This is a genomic window from Pedobacter sp. JCM 36344 (assembly GCF_046546555.1).
Taxonomy (GTDB): domain Bacteria; phylum Bacteroidota; class Bacteroidia; order Sphingobacteriales; family Sphingobacteriaceae; genus Pedobacter.
Genome location: NZ_JBKHKK010000007.1, coordinates 97,663 through 120,344 on the forward strand (window position 1 = coordinate 97,663; position 22,682 = coordinate 120,344).

Annotated in this window: 14 protein-coding genes and 1 pseudogene; 6 read left to right on the plus strand and 9 right to left on the minus strand. The window is 39.3% G+C overall.

The window, feature by feature from the left end; translation table 11 throughout:
* Positions 1 to 36: 36 nt before the first annotated feature.
* Genes ACHFIZ_RS08670 through ACHFIZ_RS08680 form a run of 3 tightly spaced genes read right to left on the minus strand, consistent with a single transcriptional unit; the run spans position 37 to position 6,480 of the window.
* Positions 37 to 1,614, minus strand: coding sequence for a DUF5689 domain-containing protein (locus ACHFIZ_RS08670; protein ID WP_410884858.1), 1,578 nt, complete (start codon positions 1,612 to 1,614; stop codon positions 37 to 39).
* Positions 1,615 to 1,643: 29 nt separating this feature from the next.
* A complete protein-coding gene (locus ACHFIZ_RS08675) occupies positions 1,644 to 3,203 on the minus strand; it encodes a SusD/RagB family nutrient-binding outer membrane lipoprotein (RefSeq protein WP_410884860.1) in 1,560 nt (519 codons plus the stop codon).
* A gap of 10 nt (positions 3,204 to 3,213) precedes the next feature.
* Positions 3,214 to 6,480 (minus strand): SusC/RagA family TonB-linked outer membrane protein, encoded by a 3,267-nt coding sequence (locus ACHFIZ_RS08680; RefSeq protein WP_410884862.1) that lies wholly within the window; start codon positions 6,478 to 6,480, stop codon positions 3,214 to 3,216.
* A 1,122-nt stretch (positions 6,481 to 7,602) separates the two neighbouring features.
* Between ACHFIZ_RS08680 and ACHFIZ_RS08685 the strand changes: the two genes are divergently transcribed.
* The 4 genes from ACHFIZ_RS08685 to ACHFIZ_RS08700 are packed head-to-tail and all read left to right on the plus strand — an operon-like array spanning position 7,603 to position 13,059.
* Positions 7,603 to 8,451, plus strand: coding sequence for a sugar phosphate isomerase/epimerase family protein (locus ACHFIZ_RS08685; protein WP_410884864.1), 849 nt, complete (start codon positions 7,603 to 7,605; stop codon positions 8,449 to 8,451).
* Positions 8,452 to 8,498: 47 nt separating this feature from the next.
* Positions 8,499 to 9,908, plus strand: coding sequence for a family 16 glycoside hydrolase (locus ACHFIZ_RS08690; protein WP_410884867.1), 1,410 nt, complete (start codon positions 8,499 to 8,501; stop codon positions 9,906 to 9,908).
* Between the two features lie 41 nt (positions 9,909 to 9,949).
* The gene (locus tag ACHFIZ_RS08695; protein ID WP_410884869.1) at positions 9,950 to 12,055 is read left to right on the plus strand and encodes a plastocyanin/azurin family copper-binding protein; all 2,106 of its coding nucleotides are present in this window, start codon (positions 9,950 to 9,952) and stop codon (positions 12,053 to 12,055) included.
* Positions 12,056 to 12,087: 32 nt separating this feature from the next.
* Positions 12,088 to 13,059 (plus strand): DUF6807 family protein, encoded by a 972-nt coding sequence (locus ACHFIZ_RS08700; protein ID WP_410884871.1) that lies wholly within the window; start codon positions 12,088 to 12,090, stop codon positions 13,057 to 13,059.
* Between the two features lie 5 nt (positions 13,060 to 13,064).
* On the opposite strand, the gene ACHFIZ_RS08705 is transcribed toward ACHFIZ_RS08700, so the two are convergent.
* Positions 13,065 to 14,045, minus strand: a complete 981-nt coding sequence (locus tag ACHFIZ_RS08705) for a helix-turn-helix transcriptional regulator (protein WP_410884873.1) — start codon at positions 14,043 to 14,045, stop codon at positions 13,065 to 13,067.
* A 183-nt stretch (positions 14,046 to 14,228) separates the two neighbouring features.
* Positions 14,229 to 15,524 carry an MFS transporter gene (locus tag ACHFIZ_RS08710; protein ID WP_410884875.1) on the minus strand — a complete coding sequence of 432 codons (1,296 nt, stop codon included), beginning with the start codon at positions 15,522 to 15,524 and terminating at the stop codon, positions 14,229 to 14,231.
* A 423-nt stretch (positions 15,525 to 15,947) separates the two neighbouring features.
* Here ACHFIZ_RS08710 and ACHFIZ_RS08715 point away from each other — a divergent pair, with 423 nt between their 5' ends.
* The gene (locus tag ACHFIZ_RS08715; RefSeq protein ID WP_410884877.1) at positions 15,948 to 16,898 is read left to right on the plus strand and encodes a metallophosphoesterase; all 951 of its coding nucleotides are present in this window, start codon (positions 15,948 to 15,950) and stop codon (positions 16,896 to 16,898) included.
* A gap of 223 nt (positions 16,899 to 17,121) precedes the next feature.
* Positions 17,122 to 17,688: a cupin domain-containing protein gene (locus ACHFIZ_RS08720; RefSeq protein WP_410884879.1), complete on the plus strand. Its 567-nt coding sequence runs from the start codon at positions 17,122 to 17,124 to the stop codon at positions 17,686 to 17,688.
* 48 nt (positions 17,689 to 17,736) lie between these two features.
* Here the strand turns inward: ACHFIZ_RS08720 and ACHFIZ_RS08725 are convergent, their stop codons facing one another.
* From ACHFIZ_RS08725 to ACHFIZ_RS08740, 4 genes and pseudogenes are all read right to left on the minus strand, one after another.
* Positions 17,737 to 19,182 (minus strand): M28 family peptidase, encoded by a 1,446-nt coding sequence (locus tag ACHFIZ_RS08725; protein ID WP_410884881.1) that lies wholly within the window; start codon positions 19,180 to 19,182, stop codon positions 17,737 to 17,739.
* Between the two features lie 73 nt (positions 19,183 to 19,255).
* A complete protein-coding gene (locus ACHFIZ_RS08730; RefSeq protein WP_410884883.1) occupies positions 19,256 to 20,227 on the minus strand; it encodes a polyprenyl synthetase family protein in 972 nt (323 codons plus the stop codon).
* A gap of 29 nt (positions 20,228 to 20,256) precedes the next feature.
* Positions 20,257 to 21,237, minus strand: a complete 981-nt coding sequence (locus tag ACHFIZ_RS08735; protein ID WP_410885038.1) for a YpdA family putative bacillithiol disulfide reductase — start codon at positions 21,235 to 21,237, stop codon at positions 20,257 to 20,259.
* A 6-nt stretch (positions 21,238 to 21,243) separates the two neighbouring features.
* A pseudogene (locus ACHFIZ_RS08740) lies at positions 21,244 to 22,590 on the minus strand (MBL fold metallo-hydrolase); the annotation flags it as partial.
* Between the last annotated feature and the right edge of the window lie 92 nt (positions 22,591 to 22,682).

Here is a 22,682-nt window from a genome sequence, read left to right on the forward strand (position 1 = left end):
GTGATAACAAATATTGATTAAGACTATAATAAATTACTATTTGACAACCGTTGAAGGAGCCCCTAAAGGATTTTCTATTGTAGGAATAGGATATACTCCTTCAATTTCAGTAATTGGCGATTCTTTGGTAAGTAAAACAGGGCTTTGAGTTCTTGCTTTGATCCATTTCCCAAGAGAAGGATCGTACTCGCCTCCTAGTTTATTGAAGTAACCAAGATCTGAAGTAAGATAGGCGAAGTTCATCGTATTTGTACCACTTTTATAAAAGGGCTGAGGGGTTAGATCATCACTCAATACATCAACCTTATCGTAAAAATCTGTGTTGGTGATTCTATACCCTTGAGTCCCGCTTACCATACTTCCACCCGTACCTATAAATACAACGTCAATGGGAGACTTATCTTTATCTATAACTAAGCCTTCAAAAACAGCAAAGCCTGATGCATTGCCACTATTTGCGAACAGGCCGCTGGTTGCTCTCCCGAATCCATCACCATTTATCTTTGAGTAATCAAATGCCCTGATCCATTTTGAGCTAGCCATTGAAGTTGATAAAGCACCGTTGATCATCTTGGTTGAGCCTCCAACGTAGAAGAATTCACCTTTTTTTACTGTTCCTGAAGTTAAGTTAAACTTATATGTTCTGGCATTTCCGCTGGTAGCTAAGCTACCGGTCGCCCAGCCAAGAGTTGGAAGTCCGATTGGTACAGATCCACCTGCGTTGTTAGTAACGACAACAGAGAATGGTGTTTTTGTAAAATCAATATCTTTAGTCGCAATAAACTGCATGTATTCATAGTTACCATCACCACCTTTAACATCAGCCATAAATCCCGAAATTATGATCGAAGCGATATCTGGTGTTGAACTTAATGGCTTCACATCCCTCAATGTACGGATCTGCTGACGTGGTTTTAGCTTGCCGTCTTCTATTTTATTAATGATTATCCCATAATAGTTTGCGTTAAAATTTAAACCGGTTGAACCCGCAAAGGTCGCTGTTGGTTCAGTATGCAAAGGAAAATTACCGAAGCCATCATTGATTAATTTGTCACCAGCATAAGTTTCAGTTGGCGTTGCGGGTACCGAAAAGCCAGCTTTGACAATTGCTACCAAAACACTTTCATAATCGTCTGGCTTAGCCAGGATTAAACTACTTGCTACACGATAAGGAGCTATTTTAATTCCAGAAGTTACCTTTGTTACCGCGCTAGCCTGAACCCCTGTGATTTCTAGCATTCCATCAATGCGTTTTAATACTCCTCCAGCAACGGCGATCTGTACGGAGTCTCCAGGCACATAATTAGCTGCAGCGGTACCCAAATCAATCGCAATGCCCCTCCATAAACCTAATCGCCTTTTTTGCTGTATGATCAGAAGCCCTTCGGGAAGGTTTTTCCCGGAGTGGTCTGAAACAACAATTCCATCAATTTTATCAGATCCGAACATGTTGTCTTTACTGAGCGTGATGTCGTTTCCTTTATACAAGTTTCTTAGGTCAAACAATGGCATGTAAGGACTAATGTCGCCCCCCTGGTAATTCTGTTTTTCACATCCCGACCAAACAAATGCCATCGAGAGTAGCAGGAAACTATTAAATATTATCTTTTTCATCTTTATTTCTTTTAAAGTGTCAGTTCTGCTTATGGCTTTTGCCACCAAACATTAGTGGAGATCTCGTCGGGGCCTTGTGAGGCTACAACAAGTTTATAATTTGTGGGATTTGCCGATTGAACATAAACCGGGTAGTAAAGTCTTGCAGGCATTACACCATTATTTCTAAGACCTTTTCCCTTTGGTAAAATCGGGTGGCCAGTACGTCTGTATTCAAACCATTGCTGCATGTCTACAAGAAATAGGGCAAAGTACTTTTGCAAGTGAATCTGTTCCATTTTACCCTCTAAAGAGGCCGTTGGATTCCAATTAATATCTGCTCCTGCGACGTATTTTTTCAAATCATCTGAGTTTGCATCTGCCGGAAAAGAAGGAACCCAATAATTGATAGCATTTGCGATTCCAGCATTGTAATAATTTTCTGCAGAACCACCGATCCAACCTTTAACCGCAGCCTCTGCAAGGATAAACTGTAACTCTGCATAATTCATAATAATACCAGTCTTAGTTGATTGCTGTAAAGATCGCTCCGCAACTGCCTTGTTTGAAACCAATTGGTCTGAAGAATAGAAATATGCTGACTTAACTGGAGTTACACCGATTTCGTAACCACTAGGTACGCCAGCAAAGCTATTGCTCCCTGGATTAATACCCAAGGCATTGACGCCACCATTACCATATCGTGAAAAGTCAATTCGGGGATCACTCCAATCTCTCAAGTGCTCTATGAAAAAGCTTCCCATGCCTGGAGACCTAAAATCCTGGACTCTGACACCGTTTACATAGGGATTAACATACGGCCCACTACCGGCCTCTCCTGTCCATTCCAAAGTGGCTGATTCATTATTGTTACTGATCAAAGGATACTTTGCTCCTCCTTCAACGATTTCCCTTATCTTAGCTATGCTTGAAGCTGAAACTTCTACTTTTCCCGAAACTCTGGTTAGTAACCTTAAGTATAATGAGTTGCCAAACTTCCTCCATTTAGCTACATTACCTTTATAAACAGGATCACTGGAAGGAACGATCGAAGTTCCGGCTGTTAACAATGTATTGGCCTCTTCCAATTTTTTAAACAGGTCTTTATAAATGTCTTTCTGTTTGTCAAAAACTGGTTCGAGCAAGCCATCTTTACCAGCGTTTGCTTGTGTGTAAGGAATATCACCGTAAGTATCAGTGAGTAACGAGAATACCCATGCTTCGCAAATCAAAGATATACCCTGGTAGGATGTATTCAAACTTTCTGGGCGACTAGCCAACGTTCTGATGTCTCGATAATTATTCAACTGAACATACCAACTGTTCCAAAGGTAATCTGCCCAGGTACGTCTGAAGTCATACCTGAAAACAGTTCCATCGCCATCACTGATGTTTACTGTGACCTGCATCAACTCATTGTTGAAGCTTCTATTACGAGACATATTTGAGTTTAACGTGCTCACTAAAGCAGGTGCCAGTAATTTGTCTGGTGTTGTGTTCAGAATGTTTATTGGATCAGTATTGATTGCTTCAAAATCTTTATCGCAAGAAGAGAAGCTTAGGGCCAATACCGCTAACAGCCCAATGATTTTATGTTTTGTACTTTTCATGGTCGAAAAATTAAATGCCTACAACTAAATTAAATCCATAGCTTCTGGTAGATGGAAACTGGCCCACCTCGAAGCCCCTCACAATATCATTTCCGCTAAGGGTACCGAACTCAGGATCGAACATTGGCCATGGAGACCAGATGAATAGGTTACGCCCGTAAACACCCAGAGAAACTGACGATAGTCCGGTATTTCTAAGCAATTTGCTGCTTAATTTGTAACTTAAACTGGCTTCGCGAAACTTAATGAAATCAGTACTGAACGTACTTCCTTCTGCATTATCTGACCCCATTTGTGAACGGTAGTAATCATCAATTTCGTAAGTGATCACGTCATTTGGACGATATGACCCATCGGCATTTTTAATAACCCCTTTACCAATGATACCATTGTAACGACCAGGAAGCGTACTTTTCAGTTTACCCTGTTCCACCATTTTATAGTTTAGCAGCGAGTGGGCTACAGCACCCATTTGGGCATCAAACAGCACATTTAAGCTTAGCCGTTTGTAACTAAAATTATTACCCACACTGAATTTAAACTTGGGAATCGTATTACCAATCTTAATTACATCGGTGGTAATCTTAGCCCAGCCTGTAGTTTCGTCGTACACAACTTGACCATCCGGCGCCCTTTCGTAGCCTCTACCATAAAGATCCCCCATACTTCCGCCAACTTTCGCGACGATTTGTCCACCACCAACAGGGCCTAAGCCTATAACGATCGAACTGTCTGGTAAAGATTTGATAAGGTTCTTATTGGAAGCAAATGTCATGTAAGTACCCCAGGTAAACCCATCTTTATTTTTTACCGGAATACCATTTAAGGCAACTTCGATACCAGAGTTGTTCACCTGACCTGCATTAATAACTGCAGAGTTATAACCCGATGAACGGTCTACAATACGTGTAAGAATCTGGTTTTTTGTGTTACCTACATAATAAGCCACATCCATTCCGATTCTGCCTTTAAGAAATCTTAAATCAGCACCAAATTCATAGGTGATGGTTTTAAGTGGTTTAAGGTTAGGGTTAGGAAGTAAGCCAGGATTTGTCAATGAGCTGTCCGGGAAAGTTCCGTTCGCTGCCAGCCCATAAGTATAGGCCGTTCTGTAAGGAATACTGGTACCACTTCCAACCTGCGATGCAGATGCCCTCAACTTTGCGAAACTAACCGCTGTAGGTAGCTTGAAATAATCTGATAACACAAAACTCAAACTCGCCGATGGATAAAAGAAACCAACATTGTCTGTTCTTGTAGGAGTTGCTAAAACACTATTCCAATCTTGTCTTCCTGTTATATCAAGGAATAAATAATCTTTAAGACTTAACGACAACAACCCATAGAAACTGTTAATGCGGTATCGGCTGGTATCTGGAATAGAAATCAATGGATATAAGTTATTTTCTAATCTATATAAACCGGGTGTTCTCAAACCGTCCGCTCTTAAATCCTTCTTGTTGTATTTATTTTTAAGCTGACTTCCTCCTACTGTTGCAACAAGACCAAAGTCGCTCGTTACTTTCTTATTGTAAGTAACTAAGAAATCATTGTTCGTTTCTTGTCCGTAGATATCTTGAGTACGGTACGACCCTTGTGGAAGTCTACTACCCGCGTCATATGGACGTTCCTGACCACGCTTTTCGGAGGAAAGATCCGCAGTGCTACGCAACAATACGTTTAAATCTTTGGTAAGTTGATATGTTGCCTGAAGGCTTGCTGTCAAGCCATGGCGACCAGTTCTATTGATGAACTCATTCGAGATGGCATACGGATTTTCAGGAAAAGAGCTAAAAGGATATTTTATCAATTTACCTTCCTGCCCATTTACCCAATAATTTTTCAACCAATTAAGATCGGCACTTGGCTGCCAGAAAATGAACCAGTACATTAATGACTGGTTACCATATCCATTGCCCGGAAGGTTATCGCTATACCTGTTGTTATAACTTGCCTTGGCAGATATGTTTAACTTCTTGGTAATTTTAGAATTTACGGATAAGGAAAGCGAGGTACGCTCCATTCCTGTATTTGGAACAATCCAGGTATTTTCCAGGTGTGTTACCGAGAGCCTCCCATTAGTATTTTTATAGGCTCCATCCAAAGTTAAAGAGTTAGTTAGATTATATCCTTTTTCAAAGAATTGTCTGATCTGATTCTCATAAGGCACCCAAGGCGTTCTTACCGTGCCCTGTGCCTGAGTTACAGGATCATATTGAAAAAAGCTTTGTCCGTCGAAACGTGGTCCATAAGCGGAACTAGTTCCACTTGTACTTCCACCATCCAGACCGGCTCCGTAAGAATAGTGCGCAGCACCGTCTAGACCTTGTCCGTATTCATACTGCATATCCGGCCAGCGGTTAGGCTCCTCAATTGAACCATTTGAAGTAAACTTAATACCCAGTTTCTTTTTATTTGGATTACCTGATTTTGTAGTGATGATAACTGCTCCATTGGCACCGCGCTGACCATAGAGGGCAGAAGCGCCCGGCCCCTTTAATACGGTAACGCTTTCAATATCCTCTGGATTGATATCATTCAGATTACTACCATAATCTGCGGGCATGTTGTCACTGCCTGTTCCATATGTTGCATCCGATGCATTGGCAGTACGTCTACCACTACTATTGTTAATAACAACTCCGTCCAATACGATTAGCGCTTCGTTATCACCGGTAAGATTATTTTCACCACGCAGAATAATTTTATTCGATCCGGCAGGTCCACCATTAGACCTTACCAGGTTCAAACCTGCAACTTTACCAGACAAAGCATCTGTCCAGTTACTGGAAACTGCTTCCGTTAATTGAGTGCTGTCGATTTTGGTAACTGCGTAACCCAATGACTTCTCTTCTCTTTTGATTCCAAGAGCTGTGACCACAACTTCATTTAGATCATTAACTGATTCTTTAAATCTGATCACCAATTTATCTTGTCCCGCAGCTGCAGTTTGCTTTACTGTTGAGTAACCGATCATGTAAAAAGAAACCTCTGTTCCTGTGAGTACTTTGATACTGTATTCACCATTTCCATTAGTAGTACCCAATACCCTACGAAGATTGTCGGTAATGGTAGCTCCCGGAATTGGCTGACCATCCTTATCATCTATTACAGTTCCTTTAACTGTAACTGTTTCCTGGAAGAAGCCTTTTGTAAATAGCGTATTCTCTGAAGCAAATACTGGCTGTGGCATCTGGAAAACTGATGCAGCAAAAATGCATAACCCGTATTTTAGCATCCTTGTCCACTGCATTTCTTTAGTAAAAGTTTTATTCATGTTGATCTGTTTATTACAACTTTAGTTTAATACACTATTTTTGGCAAAGGTCTCCGGATAACATTAAGCGTGTGTTAAGTCGCTATTAAGATGATGTTGTACTTCAGTATCAATCCTGATAGAAGTTTAATATCTAAGTAATATTGCCTGCAAAACCTAGACATTTAATCAAAACTTAATTCCATCAGGAATCTGATGGAGCGCTCAGCTAAGTTCATATCCCTAAGTGGGCTCTCGGGAATTTTGACAGTGATATATGCACTAATTGGTGCCGGCTTAGCATATTACTGGTTTATGGCGTTACTGGTGGTTTAGACAGTTTTGACTTACCTGGAAGTGGAGACGCTAAGTATGCGATATTGGTTATTTTACTAAGCTTTGTTTCTTTATTTTTTATCGAGTTGCACTGAAAAACTCCAGTGAGCATACTCGACTATTTGTCCTGAAAACAGGAATGTGCTTGTCAAGTGGTAATAATATCGTTGTATTGACCTCGTCAGTGTGGTAAACTTACTGTGAACAGAATAATACGCCATATACAACACGTGTAAAGTACAACTAAGACTCAAGGTTGCCGTATCCTTGCAATATCCTTACCATATAGTTGCCGTATCATTGCGATATCTCAATGGATACAGCAATGATAACTCAAGGATAGAGCAAGGATACGGCAACTATGTTTTTCATATGTAGTTTAGCTGATTCTTGCCTGCTTTTATACACAGTAGTACCCTAGTCAAAGATATGTTCATCGCAGGCAGAACCCATCAGGAGGAAGTTCGATTACCTCAATAACCTATGTTTTAAGGTATTGTTTGTAATATTTTGTACAGGATCTTCTGTATTCCGTTTTGTCCTATTTAGTCATGAAATCCAGGTTCCAAGTTACATTCGGATAGAACGGACATAACAATAGATCTTTAATATGTTCAATTTCATTCAATGAAACATTATGCACAATTAGCCAAAGTATATCTTTTAATATTGTGTTAGTTATTTTACTAACAGATACAGGAGTCTATCTTTATTTTAAGTCCGAAATATTCTGATTAAAGATTAAAGTCTAGCAATACGAGCTTAATAATCAACTCAAACAATATTAAATTAATTATATTAATAAAAATGGCGAAATTTAGAATTAGTCTCAACATGGAATACTGCAGAAGTTCTGACATGAGCTTTGAAGCTGGTGTAAAATTAGCATCGGAACTAGGGTATAAATATGTAGAACCAATGGTACATACCGGTTGGGAATTACTTAGTGAGGTTGAATATTTTCATTCATTTTCTATGGAAGAAGATACGCTTTTAATGAAAGAGATTTGTGATAAGTATGGAATGAAGGTTAGCAGTATCAGCGGTCATAGTCCTTTAATGAAGCCCGAAGCAGCAGTTACCCGCCTTACCAGAGCTATCATTTTTGCAGACGCTGTTAACGCAAAGTTTGTTAACACCGACGAGATGGTAAAACCAGATTGGATGGATGATGATTTTGCGCATCAGGTTATGAAATACACATTAACAAAAGCAGCCTTAGTGGCAAATCGTCATCAAATCAATTTATGTATTGAGCCGCATGGAGTGTATACTAAGACAGCTGAGGGACTTATGCGCATAGTAAACCTTGTAGATTCGCCATGGATCGGTGTAAATTGGGATACCGGGAACTCCTATTTAGCGGGTGTTGAAGATCCATATGATGGGCTGAACGCTGTAAAAGATAAAGTTTTGCATATTCATGCCAAGGATATAAGTATGGAGCAAAGCCGAGAGCAACGTGGTTCTATAACAGGCACACCAGTAGGATGTGCATGCGGCGAAGGTGTGGTAAACTGGGATAAAGTATTTGAAATATTGGAACCCGTAAACAAAGAAATATTTTTGAGTGTAGAATGCGGTAAACTTGACGAGGCAGAAAGAAGCATCGCATTTCTAAAGAAAGCCTTGGGTCCTTTGCTGATAAATGATTAAAATGAAGTCCAAATATATGCCAATAATGAACCCTTAACATAATGCTAATGAGAACTTTTATTAGAGGATCAATTGTCCTTTTTTTGGTTGCCTGTAATTATTTTACTTCTTTAACCAAGCTGCAGGCACAAACTGATACTAAACCAATCCTTAAAAATCTGTCATTAAACGATCTTTCTGGATTTAAAACAGTACCACAACAATGGAAAATTGTTGAAGATGTTTCTTATGACTTTAACAAACCGGAGAAAAGTGTAATAAAGAATGGAACAGGAATTCTTATAAATATCCCTAAAGGAAGAAGTGAAAGCATTCTTGCTTCAAACTTGGAACACAATAACCTGGCAATTGAATTTGAGTTTATGCTTGCAAAAGGATCCCAGACAACCATGTATTTGCAAGGCAGATATGCAATAAAACTTAATGATAGCTGGAGCAATCAACAGACACTTCCTGATGCCAGAATAAATGTTTGTCGGGCTCCCGGTTTATGGCAAAAAATGACAGTCTTTTTTCAGGCTCCAAAATTTAATAATTCGGGCACCAAAACTGATAACGCCAAGTTCTTAAAAGTTGAATATAATGGTGTAACGATCCAGGAAAACATTGAGATTAAGGAGCCATCAATTAATAGTCCACTTAAAGGAGAGGTTGCTAATGGCCCTTGGGTGTTAGCAGCCGGGGGAGCAATTGCTTTTAAAAATATTCGTTATCTGCAATTCGAAAATCCAGCTGATGTCAAAGATTGTATGGGTTCAGTCCCCAATGAGAATATTCTGGACAGACAAATCATAGTCACTCCACAACTTAAAACAATTGTTCAGAGATGTTTTATCGAATATGACCATAAAAAAAGAACATTCTGCGCAGCTGTTGGTCATCCAGATAAAATCAATTATGCAATTGACCTTTCGCAAGGTGCCCTAATTAATTTTTGGAAAGGCGGATTTATTGATGCAACATCTATGTGGACACAGCGCGGGGAAACTCAGATAGCTGTACCGCTTGGGAGCAAATTTGAGATTTCTCCATCTCCAGCTTTCGCAATATTATCCAATGATAAAGATAAATGGCCTGAAAAACAGTCTGATAAATTTAAATTTAAAGGATATAAAGTCGATGTAGATGGCAAACCAACCTTCCTTTATACAGTAAGTAATTTTAGTATCGAGGATAAAATTGAACCCCAGGAAAATGGTAGTCTGCTAACTAGAATTTATAGGGTGTCATCTGGAAAAGACGCAAATATACTATGGTTTAAGTTGGCCGAAGGCATTAATATTAAACAGGTTGAGAAGGATCTTTATAGTATAAATAACAGTAGTTATTATATAAAATATGCAAATGATCAAAGTTCAAAGGCGATTCTTAGAGAAGCTGGTGTGGGCCAGGAGTTGATTGTGCCAATATCCGGATTGAAAAATCAAACGGAGATTAAGTATTCTATTATCTGGTAATTCTGAAATGATTAATTGTGTTAAATAAAAATTATTGAGACATGTTTAAAAACTATTGTACTATATTTTTTAGCTTAAAATACAAAGCAAGATTCGTTCTGCTTGTTACTTTACAAATACTATACTGCCTGAATAGTGCTTTTGCACAGCATGCCGGTCATGGAACAGAAGTTGCAAAGGCCTTAACCGAGGACGATTTTTATAAAATTATTAATGTTCAGGCTCCTGTTGGTGTTGAATTAGAAGTTGGGGGTCTGGCAAAACTACCAGATGGTAGACTGGCTGTATGCACGAGACTAGGTGACATATGGATAATAGAGAACCCAGGGATGTTGAATAATTCAAAACCTTATTTTAAATTGTTTGCATCAGGTCTTCATGAGCCACTTGGCCTTGCCTATAAGAATGGTGCCCTATATGTAGCACAAAGAGCTGAATTGACGAAAATATCAGATACCAATGGGGATGATATTGCAGACCTGTTTGAAACAGTTACGACCTGGGAACTGTCTGGAAATTATTGTGAATATAACCATGGCCCCGTAGTTGGAGCAGATGGTAATTTTTATATTAATTTCAATTTAGGCGACAACGGTATGGGCAGCAGTACGGAGCCGTTTTTCGGAGAAATGGGAAGCCATGCATTGTGGCGTGGATGGATGGTACAGGTTACACCGGAAGGAGTTCTTACTCCTTTCGCTTCAGGCTACCGATCTCCAGCCGGAATCGGGACAAATAGTAAAGGTGAGCTCTTTTATACTGAAAATCAGGGAGGATGGGTAGGCACTGGCTATATTACTCAGGTGCAAAAAGACAATTTTTTTGGTCACCCCTCTGGATTAAAATCTGCGGACAAACCGGGCTCAACTTTAAAAACAAGAATCAGTGATATTCCAACTGACAACCCATTATTTCATGATGCAGTTAAACGAGTACCGGGGATGAAGCTACCCTCTGTACGACTTCCACATGGAATTTTAGGCATATCTCTTTCGGGTCTTGTTGAAGATCATACAAATGGAGGATTTGGACCGTTCGCTGGTCAATATTTTGTTGGAGATGAGGGTCATGCAAGTATAATGCGGGTATTTATGGAAAAAGTAAATGGAGAATACCAGGGAGCGGCCTTTCCTTTTCGACAAGGTTTTATGTCTGGAATACTCCGTCTGGAATGGGGAAATGATCAATCTATTTTTGTAGGTATGTCAGACCGCGGATGGAATTCAACAGCTGCTTTTAGACATGGATTACAACGTTTGGTATGGACAGGCAACACTCCTTTTGAGATTAAAGCAATAAAAGCTAAGCCAGATGGATTTGAACTTGAATTCACTTCCCCTTTAAATAAGGAAACAGCACTTGATCCTGCAAGTTATAATATTTCGGGTTTTGATTATAAATACCATCAAACCTATGGGAGTGAGGTTTTTGATAAAAAAGAATGCAAAATCCTAGCTATAAAGATATCTGATGATGGTTTAACCGTTCGTTTGGTACTCAGCAACTTAAGGGAAGGGTATATTCATGAGGTAAAATGTGCAGGTTTAAGGTCTGCTAATCAAACGCCACTTTTGCATGACTTTGGTTACTATTCTTTAAACGCAATTCCAGCTGGAGAAAAACTATCTTTTCAGGATAAGGATCTCCTAAAAATTTCAGATCTAACTCAAGCAAATGCCGCTAAAAATCAACAAAAAGAAGACAATAAAACAAATTCAATTGCTTCGAATAGTAAGGAAATAGTAAATACATTACCATCTTCATGGGTAAATGGTCCAGATTTAACCATTATTATTGGAACCCAACCTGGATTAAAATTTGACATTGATAAATTTAGTGTGAAGCCAGGGGCAAAAATCAAATTGGTTTTTAATAATAACGACGATATGCAGCACAATTTCGTGCTGGTTCAACCAAGTTCTGCAGATGAGGTAGGTAAGCTTGCAATGAAGCTGGGTCTAGAAGGCCCCTCCATGCAATATGTACCCATTTCGAAGTCCATTCTGCAACATACCAAATTATTACAGCCCAGAACTTCTGAAACTATATACTTTACTGCACCTCTAAAAAAAGGATTATATCCTTTCTTGTGTACCTATCCTGGTCACTACACCATAATGAGGGGTGAAATGGCTGTAGTACAATGAGATATTATAGTTTAAATTATTAGAATATTATTATGAAAATCAGACCAATACTATACCTATTAAGTTTGTTGAGTTTATGTATTTGGGATACTAGAGCTGGGATTTTAGATACTTCTTTAAAAAATGAATACAACTGGCGTAGGTCTGATTCTACCTTTGCATTAATCAAAAACGGAGAAATAGTATGGCAACTAAATTTCAATAAGGATCAGGACAAACCTTATTTTCATCCGCTAAGAGTAAATGGCAAGGACCTAACAATGGAACGACCTGCAGACCATGGGCATCACCGGGGTCTGTGGTTTGCATGGCGCGACATAAATAAAATTAATTATTGGGAAGAAATACATGGGCGGGGTGTTTCTGAAGGAAGAAGCAAAATTATAAAGGTTGCCATTAAACCTGAAAAAAATTTTTCAGTGAAAATTAATATTCGCATGGAATATGCCCCTGAAGGAAAAAAGACAGTTCTAAAAGAAAACAGGGTATTGTCAATATCCGCACCAGATCAGCACGGCAATTACACAATCGACTGGTCCTTAAACTTTACAGCACAAGATTCACTACTTGTATTCGATTGTGTACCTACTCTTAAACGGGGTGGTTTTGCTTACGGAGGATATGCGGGTTTAGGATATAGGGGGTCTAATTCGATAAATGATCCTGTTTTCAGAGATTCAAATGGCTGGGCCAATAAAAAGGACTTAACAGGTTACGGCGAAAATGCAAATTGGATGGACATGACGGCATACTTAGGAGCACAAGAAAGTTCTAAAGGAGGAATAACAATATTTGATCATCCTACAAACCCGCATCATCCATCACCCTGGTATATCTGGTATGCAGCAGGTCAGCATGTTTTTTTCATGCCTGCTATCTTGTACAACAAACCTTTGAACCTTGAAGCGCATAAGCGGTTGGTGTTGAAATATAGGACTTATATCCATAGTGGAGACGTCGAAGATAGCTTACTAAACGAAATTTTTGAAAAGTTTAAAAATTAAAGTTTCTATCTATATGCAGATGGTGGGCATCCAAATTTTTTGGCAAAAACTGTAGAAAAATATTGCGTACTGGTAAAGCCACAATCATAACAAATAGTATTGATACTTATTTTTGGATGTTCAATCAAACGTTTTTGTGCTGCTTCTAACCTAATGGAATTGAGATATTGCATGGGTGTCCTATTCGTTAACTGTTTAAAGTAATGCGTAAACCTGGTAATACCCAGACCAACATGAGAAGACATTGATTCTAATGTCCATGGTTCTGAAAAATTCTCATTTAATTCTTTAAGGAAAAGGTCTACTGTACGCACACTATTGGTTAATGTATCGTTTAACACATACTTTCCTGTTTTGAATAATTCTAACAGCAACATTAGTAATTCATTAACATAGATTATTATCCAGGATTCAAAAAGACTTGAAGACTCGTGTATAAGATTCCCTATTTTCTGAAAACATCTCTTGATATCAGAATTTGCTTTAAGTATTGGCTGTTCATTTTGTCTTAAGAATTTGGTAAGTTCTCTTAAATCGTTCTCAGCCAAAACAATCCATGAAGGCCATTTCCAATCCTGATGCGGCTGTCTAACTTTTACATCCAAAATCAACCAATGTAATTTACCTACACCAATCATTGGGTTTCCAACTTTATGAATTTGCCAGGGACGCGTTACGGTAAGGTCTTCTGGCAACATAGTATAAGTCCCATCTTCTAATAAAAAAGGCATTGTGCCTGTTTCAAGGAAAGTTATCTCAATTCCTTCATTGCGATGCCAGTCTAAGCCCCATTCCTGCTCAGTTTGCGCATTCCAATAACCGATGGTATTAATACCAGGAATCATATTAGATTCTAGCCGATAACCAGGATAGTTATTCCTAGCCAATGCATCTAACTGGATCCTGCCCTCTTTCCATGCATTTGTTAATGTTTTACAGCTGTCGGCATAATAGATTTTACCGTCTTCTTCGTAAGTTTTTTTCACAGTATCAACAATCAATAATTTATATTTGGTGTTGTGAATTTAACTAAAAACAAAGGATTATACAAGCCTATTTTGACCATACCCAGTTAAATTAGCGGTATTTTGGGAGTTAATAATTGGCCATGTTTCAGGTTCAACGTCATAGTGGAGACAAACGATTTTGACTGGCTCCTTTCTGCAAATCTAAGAATTTTGGTGTGTCTTATCCATTGTCTGGCTAAAACCAGGCTTCTCTACATTCATGAAGAAGTGAAGTATGGTAAAAGCCACAATTAGAATGGCAGGAAGTATAGAAACATATAACAAAGTATTGGCGCCCGCTACAAGTTTTACCTGCTCCCATAAACCAGCCGCCTCTGTGCCAGCAATAGCATTTTTTAAAAGTTCTGGATTAACTCCAACCGGAATATTTGATGTCAATTGGCTGTAATATATTTCACTAAAATAAGGCTGAATTAAGGCGGTAGAAAGCAGCCCAACTCCCCCCATTAAAGACAGTCCCAATGGTCCGGTTTTGGGCATCGTTTCTGATACAAATCCAATCATTGTTGGCCAGAAATAACAAATACCGATAGCAAAAATTCCTGCTGCCGCAAACGTCATATAACCTTGGGTATTACCCAACCAAACCAATCCAATAAATGAAAACACGGCTGAGAAAAGTAGTAAATTAGTGATTGAAAACTTTTTTAACATAAATCTTGTATTAGCTCTCCCAATTGTCATTATGCCATTGATAAAAACCAATAACAATATAGAAGGTACACCTACTGTCGATAGTAATTCGGCAATCCATTGATTAGTTCCCAATTCCGTTGCAGAAGTCAGAAACATACAAAAAATCATAAAAATGAAGAGTGGTTTAAAGCATGCCTTTATCATCTCTTTATTAGATACCCCTAATATTATTCGCTCTGATTTAGGTAATTTTTGGTTATAGAGCATTACACCATAGATTAAAGTAGGAGGTAGCATAATAGCCATATGGAACTTCCAATTTAGATTCATCCAAGTTAAGAAAAAGGCTAACAGACCGCCGATCATGATACCTGCCGGAAACCAAATATGCCAACTGCTAAGCTTCCTTGTTTTATCATCAGAGTACAGGCTACTAATAAGTGTGTAACTAGCAGATTCTATAAATCCATTTCCTAACCCAATTAATAATGTTGATATAAATAAAGAAATGTAACCTTGCGAATATATAGTAAGTAGAATTCCTGATGCATGACCCAAAAAGGCCAGTATATACATTTTTTTTAAACCTATCAAATCACATAGCGATCCACCGGCAAACATTGCAATCGTAAATCCCCAAAAAGCAGCTGAGGCTACTCTTCCCAATTCAATGGGTGTTAATCCAAACTCCTTCCCCAAAGTTCCTAAAAGATTGGCTCTTATAGCAAAAGTAAATGCAGCCACAACTAATGCAAGGCAAATGGCATTAAAAATTCGTTGTTCGTTTATTTTAGATTCCATTAAAACTTACTGATATTTTAAAATCAATTTATTTGATATCACCAAGTAATGATTAATAATCAAAATAGGTGTTCAATATTTTTCATTGAAATAATTTGTAACTTCTATTTGTAAGCGGTAAATGTAAGAATACAGAAAAAATGTCAAAAAGGGAATATAGGATTAATGGCCACAATATTGCAGGGGACTTGAGCTAATTGCATCGGCATTTGACAAGCAACATCTGTACAGGTAATGGTCATCATCCGTTCGACAAGAAGGTAGCGTTAGCTTATTTTCGATACAGCGGTGCTGTAATTTAATGTCTTGACCTTTTATTTCCTATTCCATCGAGTGATATCAGTAAACTACTGATATTTAAGCAAAATTCAGGCTAGTAATGCTTAACATTACTTTGCCATTTTGAAAACAAACCATGTAAAGATGAAAAAATATATTTTGCCGGCAGTTGTACTGCTCATGCTATTAAACACTAAGGGACGCGCACAGGAATTCACCTTACCCATTTTCCCTGACACCCAAGTTGAAGTAGATCTCCATATGGACATGCTCTACAGTCAAATGGACTGGATTGTAAACAATAAAAAGAAAGAAAATATCCCCTTCGCAGTCCATATGGGTGATATCGTCAACTACAATAATAACATACACTGGGACCGTGCAAGTTTAGCATTTGAAAGGCTAGACCAAGCCGCCATACCATACGCACTGGCTAACGGCAATCACGACAATGCAGCCGTTGGCGAATTTAGCGGTAGTGCTGCACCAGGGAACACCCGAATTAATGTAAGGGATACAGAAAAATACAACCGCTATTTCCCTGCCTCCAGGTATAGAAACATAAGAGGGGTATTCGAAAAAGGCCGAAATGAAAATGCTTTTCACACTTTCCTTGCCAGTGGGATGAATTGGTTAGTCATCAATCTAGAGTTTTGCCCTAGAAAGACGGCCGTGCTATGGGCTGACAGCGTCACGAAAGCACATCCGTTTTACAACACTATTGTCATCACGCATTTTTATCTAACTCCAAAAGGTACAATCAACCCTACTAATGCCGGATATGGAGCTTTGAGTCCGCAAGAGATGTATGACCTTTTCATCAAGAAAAACAAGAACATACTACTGGTTCTTAGCGGACATGTTACCGAAAGCAGTTTCTTGGTAAGTACCGGAGACCATGGCAATAAAATCTATCAAATTCTTCAGGATTATCAGAACGAAGATTCAGGTGGGGGCTACCTCAGATTGCTGAAGATCAATCCTCAAAAAGGAACCATTAGTGGTGAAATGTATACTCCCTTTTACCAGAAATTCCGAACAGATCAATCCAAAGTAGAATTCAAAGATGTGCAGTTTATTAAGAATTACAATTAAGCAGCATTAAAAGTGGCGGTTTACTCCGTAAAGCAAGGGAAGACAAACAATTAACTCAATCTCAATTAGCCGACCTAGTAGAGGGGTTTAGGAGGAAAGGTAAAAATATTGTACTATTTATTTACTTTAGTGCTAGGGCGATAATGATGTGCTGTTTGTTTGGGCACAATATAAATCTGCAGACTGTTGTATAAAATTTTAAACCATGTTAAAACCTTAAAATATGAAACGTAATAAATTTATTGCCTCAATTTTAACCCTGGCAGCCACACCATTAATATCAGCTGCCCAACTACAAAAAGCTTTTAAAAGAAAAATAAAAGGATTTAAAATTGCTGCAGGAGAGGGTAGAATACACGGACACATTAAATTGAAAGGCGTAAATTCAAATATTCTTGATGTCAAAATATCTGGAATCGATACCAATGGTGAATTGGCAATTTTTGAGCAGACCTCTCTAACACAAGGCAAAGGCACGCCATTACATATCCACCATACACAGGACGAAATATTTTATGTTTTAGAAGGCTCCTATAAATTTCAAGTAGGAGATGACCAACATGACTTAACAACTGGCGATAGCATATTTTTACCACGAAAAGTTGCTCATGCCTGGACCCAAGTCTCTGCAAAAGGAAAAATGAATGTAATAATGCAACCTGCCGGGAAATTAGAAAATTTCTTTCTTACTATGGCTGCATTAAAGCACGAACCAAGTCAACAAGAAATAGCAAAGATTTTTTCAGATAATGAAATGCAAGTAGTTGGACCACCGCTAAAAATTGATTAACAGACAGGAAGAACTCTACAAGCCAGCTATTCCAGTTCGAAAACAACTCTACCACCGCCATTCACCAGCGATCCTCAATGGCTCTTCCAGCTTGTTTGACTGAAGAAAGACCTTAATCTCCTCTTCTGTTTGCTTTGACACAGGCAATTTAGGCGTATTAGCTAATGCATAAGTTAGCATGACGCTGTATCTTACAGTATTCTTCATGCCTTCTTCGTCAACCAGTTTGAAGACATCTCCATCAGAGTGATAGAACCGTTCGGAATTGTTAGGTAAACGACCACCGGCGCCACTACCTGTAGGGATGCCCTGCAACATAAACGGCTGGTGGTCACTGTGCAAACCAGCACCAGCTGAGAAGATATTTTTGAACCCAGTATCAAGCTTGACAATTTGAGCACCCCAAGCGGTAAATAATTCTTTCATCTCCGCCCTGCTTGCAGAAAAACCTTTCGGGTCGTTGGTCATATCATAGTTGAGCATGAACTTCACATCCTCGAGCGACTTACTTTCTTCTGCATTGTCAACATAGGCTTTAGAGCCTAGCAGGCCTTGCTCCTCCCCCATAAACATCACGAACTCTACGGTTCTTTTAGTGTTCAGCCCAAGCTTCTTAAATGTCCGGGCCATATCTAGTATCGAGAAAGATCCAATGCCATTATCTATGGCTCCAGTTGCCAAGTCCCAGCTATCTAAATGGCCACCTACCACAATTTTTTCATTTGGTAATGAGCTGCCCTTTATAGTTGCGATTACATTTCTTGCCTTGATCATCCCAGAAAAGTTAGTCATGCTCAAACTGGCGAACTGTTTTTTCGCTTTTAGAATTTCCTTTACCGCCATTCCATCTTCCAGTCCAATGCAAACCGCTGGAATTGGAATAAGCTTTCCGGTAACAGACGCGGTGCCGGTGAGCAGCACGCCACCTTTTACTACGTTAATAATAATGATCCCTATTGCTCCATATTTTATGGCAATCGCTGTTTTTTCTGAGCGGTGAAGCGATGTTGTACCTTCAGGAGATCCCAGTAATACACCTAAATAGACCAGGGCGACTTTACCTTTCACTTTCCCTCCGTCTTTCAAATAATCCGTTTCTAAACCATTGCCCATATCAATCAATCCGGCAGTAACACTTGCTTTAACAGGTGAATGCGCAAGTGTCACCGTAGCATATTTAGCCATTTGATCCCCTGAATTTCCGATCTTGGTTTCATTTGTCAATCTGCTCCAGCTTTCTACTTCGAAAGGTTGATATTTTACATCGAGACCATAAGATTTTAGCAGGTCATAAGCATATGTCTCAGCTTTAGCCCCATTTACAGAACCAGTTAAACGGTGACCGATAGTTGTGGTCGCGTCTTTCAGAGTCGAGTATGCCCTCGAGTTGGTTACTACTTCCCTATTGATTTTCGAAAAGACAGCATTAAAGTCGTCTTGCGCGATTGCGTCTAAGCCAATGAGACATATTAAAGTAGAAAATAAGATTTTCATAAAGTAAATTTTGATCAAAATAAGGAATATGATCAGAATCTGGAAAGGAACTTAGCGAAATGTAGATTATAGCCTATTTTTTACGTTCAGTGGTATAGCGAACCAACTGCTCAAGACCCGTTCTAGCCTCGCTCGGCTCAAAAGTATAAAGAATATCAAATGCTTCCTGCTGATATTGAACCATTTGTTCGTTTGCATACTGAACACCTTGTTTTATATTCACAAAATCAATAATTTCCTGAATTTTCAGTGAATCCTCCTGATGATTTTTAACAAGGTTGATGATGCGTTTCTTCTCTGCTTTGTCTGACTTATTCAACGCATAGATCAAAGGAAGTGTAACTTTTTTCTCTTTGATGTCGATGCCCAAAGGTTTGCCAACATCATCCGTTCCAAAGTCGAACGTATCATCCTTGATTTGGAAAGCGATGCCTACTTTTTCGCCAAATAACCTCATTTTCTCCACCGTCTCCTCATCTGCTCCCGCAGAAGCAGCTCCACACGCGCAGCAGGATGCAATAAGTGAGGCTGTTTTCTGACGAATCACATCAAAGTATAATGATTCGCTGATATCCATACGTCGTACTTTCTCGATCTGCAAGAGTTCGCCCTCACTCATTTGCTTCACGGCTTCCGAAACAATCTGGAGTAGCCTGAATTCACCATTATTAATTGACAGAAGCAAGCCCTTAGCCAATAGATAATCTCCGACAAGTACTGCGATCTTATTTTTCCATAAGGCGTTGATAGAAAAGAAACCTCTTCTTTCATAGGCATTGTCTACCACATCATCATGCACCAACGTAGCTGTATGGAGCAGCTCGACGAGAGCGGCGCCGCGGTGCGTAGACTCTATAATCCCCCCACAAAGCTTTGCGGCGAAGAAAACGAACATGGGTCTGATCTGCTTGCCTTTTCGCTTTACAATATAGTGTGTTATCCTATCCAATAATGGGGCGTCACTGTGCATCGATGCTTTGAACTTTTCTTCAAATACATCAATGTCTGCTGCTATCGGTAGTTTTATCTGATTTATTCCTGGCATTCAGGTGAAAATATGTGTGCAAACATAGATTAATTTCCTTTAATATGGGCGATAATTTGCTCCGCATGAACGCGAGAATTTTCTATAAACCATTTGTGGGTATCCATACCTCCACATACCACACCAGCTAGGTAGAGCCCCTTTTCACTGGTCTCCATTGTATGTGGATTGTGAACTGGGCAATTGTTGTCTTCTAACCTTACTCCGAGGTTCTTGAGTAGGTCGAAATCAGGTTTATAACCAGTCATTGCCAGCACAAAATCATTCGCTATTGTTATTAGCCCTTCAGGAGTTTTGATTTGAACTTCCTGTTCAGCAATAGTAGCAATTTCACTGTTGAAATATGCCTTGATGTCTCCCTCTTTAATGCGATTTTCAATATCTGGCCTTACCCAGTATTTCACTTTTGAGCCAATCTCGCTTCCCCTAACCACTAGCGTAACCTGCGCTCCTTTTCTATAGGTCTCCAACGCAACATCAATCGCAGAATTATTTGCGCCAATGACCAGAATCTTGCTGAAAGCATACAAGTGAGGATCCTGGTAGTAGTGTCTAACCTTTGGTAATTCTTCCCCGGGGATATTCATCATCACCGGTACATCATAGAAGCCAGTTGATATGATCACCTTTTTTGATTTATAAGCTGCTTTATCCGTCTTTACTATGAAATTTCCATCTGCCTTTTTGATGACTGATTTAACTGCTTCAAACAAATTGATTTTCAATGCAAACTTTTCTGCAACCCTTCGATAATATTCTAAAGCCTCATTGCGATTGGGCTTATTGCTAATACTTACAAATGGGACACCGCCGATTTCAAGCTTCTGAGAAGTGGAAAAGAACGTCATGAATACGGGGTAATTATAAAGGCTATTAACCAATGCACCCTTTTCTATGATGATGTAGGTTAGCCCTGCATTTAATGCCTCAATGGCACAAGCCATACCAATCGGACCAGCCCCAATTATGAGAACATCGTAGTCGGTGTTGTTTTGTTCCTCTACCTTAATTGCAGAATAGCCGCCCTGAACATCAATAATCCGATCTACGCCTCTGGCTTTGAGGATTGAGGCGGCTATCATGGAACGATATCCTCCTTCACAGTGAATGTAGTAAGTTTTTTTAGGATCAATTTCTGCGGTCCAATCATTAATATAATCCAAGGGCCGGCTTAGGGAGATCTCAAGATGTTCCGACTCATATTCTCCAGGCTTTCTCACATCGAGGACAGTAAAATTTTCTTCTTTCCCAAATGCAGCGGCAAAATCAGCAGCAGAAATGGAATCAATGGTTTCTAAATCCTTACCAACTTTTTTCCAGGCATCGATGCCACCATCAAGATAACCAATTGTACTGTCATAACCTACTCTCAAAAGTCTGGTGATAGCTTCTTTCTCCTTTCCTTGTTCTGCCACCAATAATATGGGTTGCTCAAGATCAGTGATCAATGCTCCTACCCAAGGTGCAAACTGGCCATTCAATCCAATATTAACTGACGATGGAATAAATCCACTAGCGAAAGCCTGCGGATCGCGGGTATCGATTATGATAGCCCCCAATTGATTAACTATTGACTCAAACTCGTTGGCATCAAGCCCTGTGAGGCCTTTGTCATATACCTCATCAAACCGCTCATAGCCATTCCTGTTCATTGCCGCATTCTTGGCAAAATATTGTGGTGGTGGTAGAATTCCGTCCGTCACTTCTTTGATAAACTGCATTTTTGATGTTGCGTTCAAAGCGTAGTTGACTTCCTTTTGATGACCTAAAGTGTCAAAAGTTTCCTTACTCATGTGTTTACCGCAAGCAGAGCCGGCACCGTGTGCTGGGTAAACCAAAACGTCATCCGGAAGCGTCAAAATCTTTTCTTGAAGGGAATCGTAAAGCGTTGCCGCCATATCCTCCATAGTTAAAGTGCCCATTTGCGCTATATCCGGTCTGCCCACGTCTCCTATGAATAGGGTATCTCCAGTAAATATGCAATACGGTTTACCGCTTTCGTCGGCTAACAAGTAGGTTGTCGATTCCGGTGTATGGCCGGGAGTATGTAATGTTGTGATGGTCAATTTCCCTACCTGAAATTTTTCATGATCTTGTGCAATATGTGAAGGGAAAGAAGTTACAGCTGTTGGCCCAAAGACTATTGATGCTTTAGATTTTTCTGCCAGATCAATATGTCCTGAAACGAAATCTGCATGAAAATGAGTCTCAAAGATATATTTGATCACTGCATTGTCTTTAGCTGCACGCTTCAAATATGGAGCAGTTTCTCTTAAAGGATCAATGATTGCTACTTCGCCGTCACTTTCAATATAATAAGCAGCCTCTGCTAGACAACCGGTATAAATCTGCTCAATTTTCATAAGTGTATTATCGTAGATAAATGCCGAAAGCGCAGCAATGCAACAAAATTACCAATATAATGCCAGGAACTTTGAGTGTCGAAAAAGTTTTA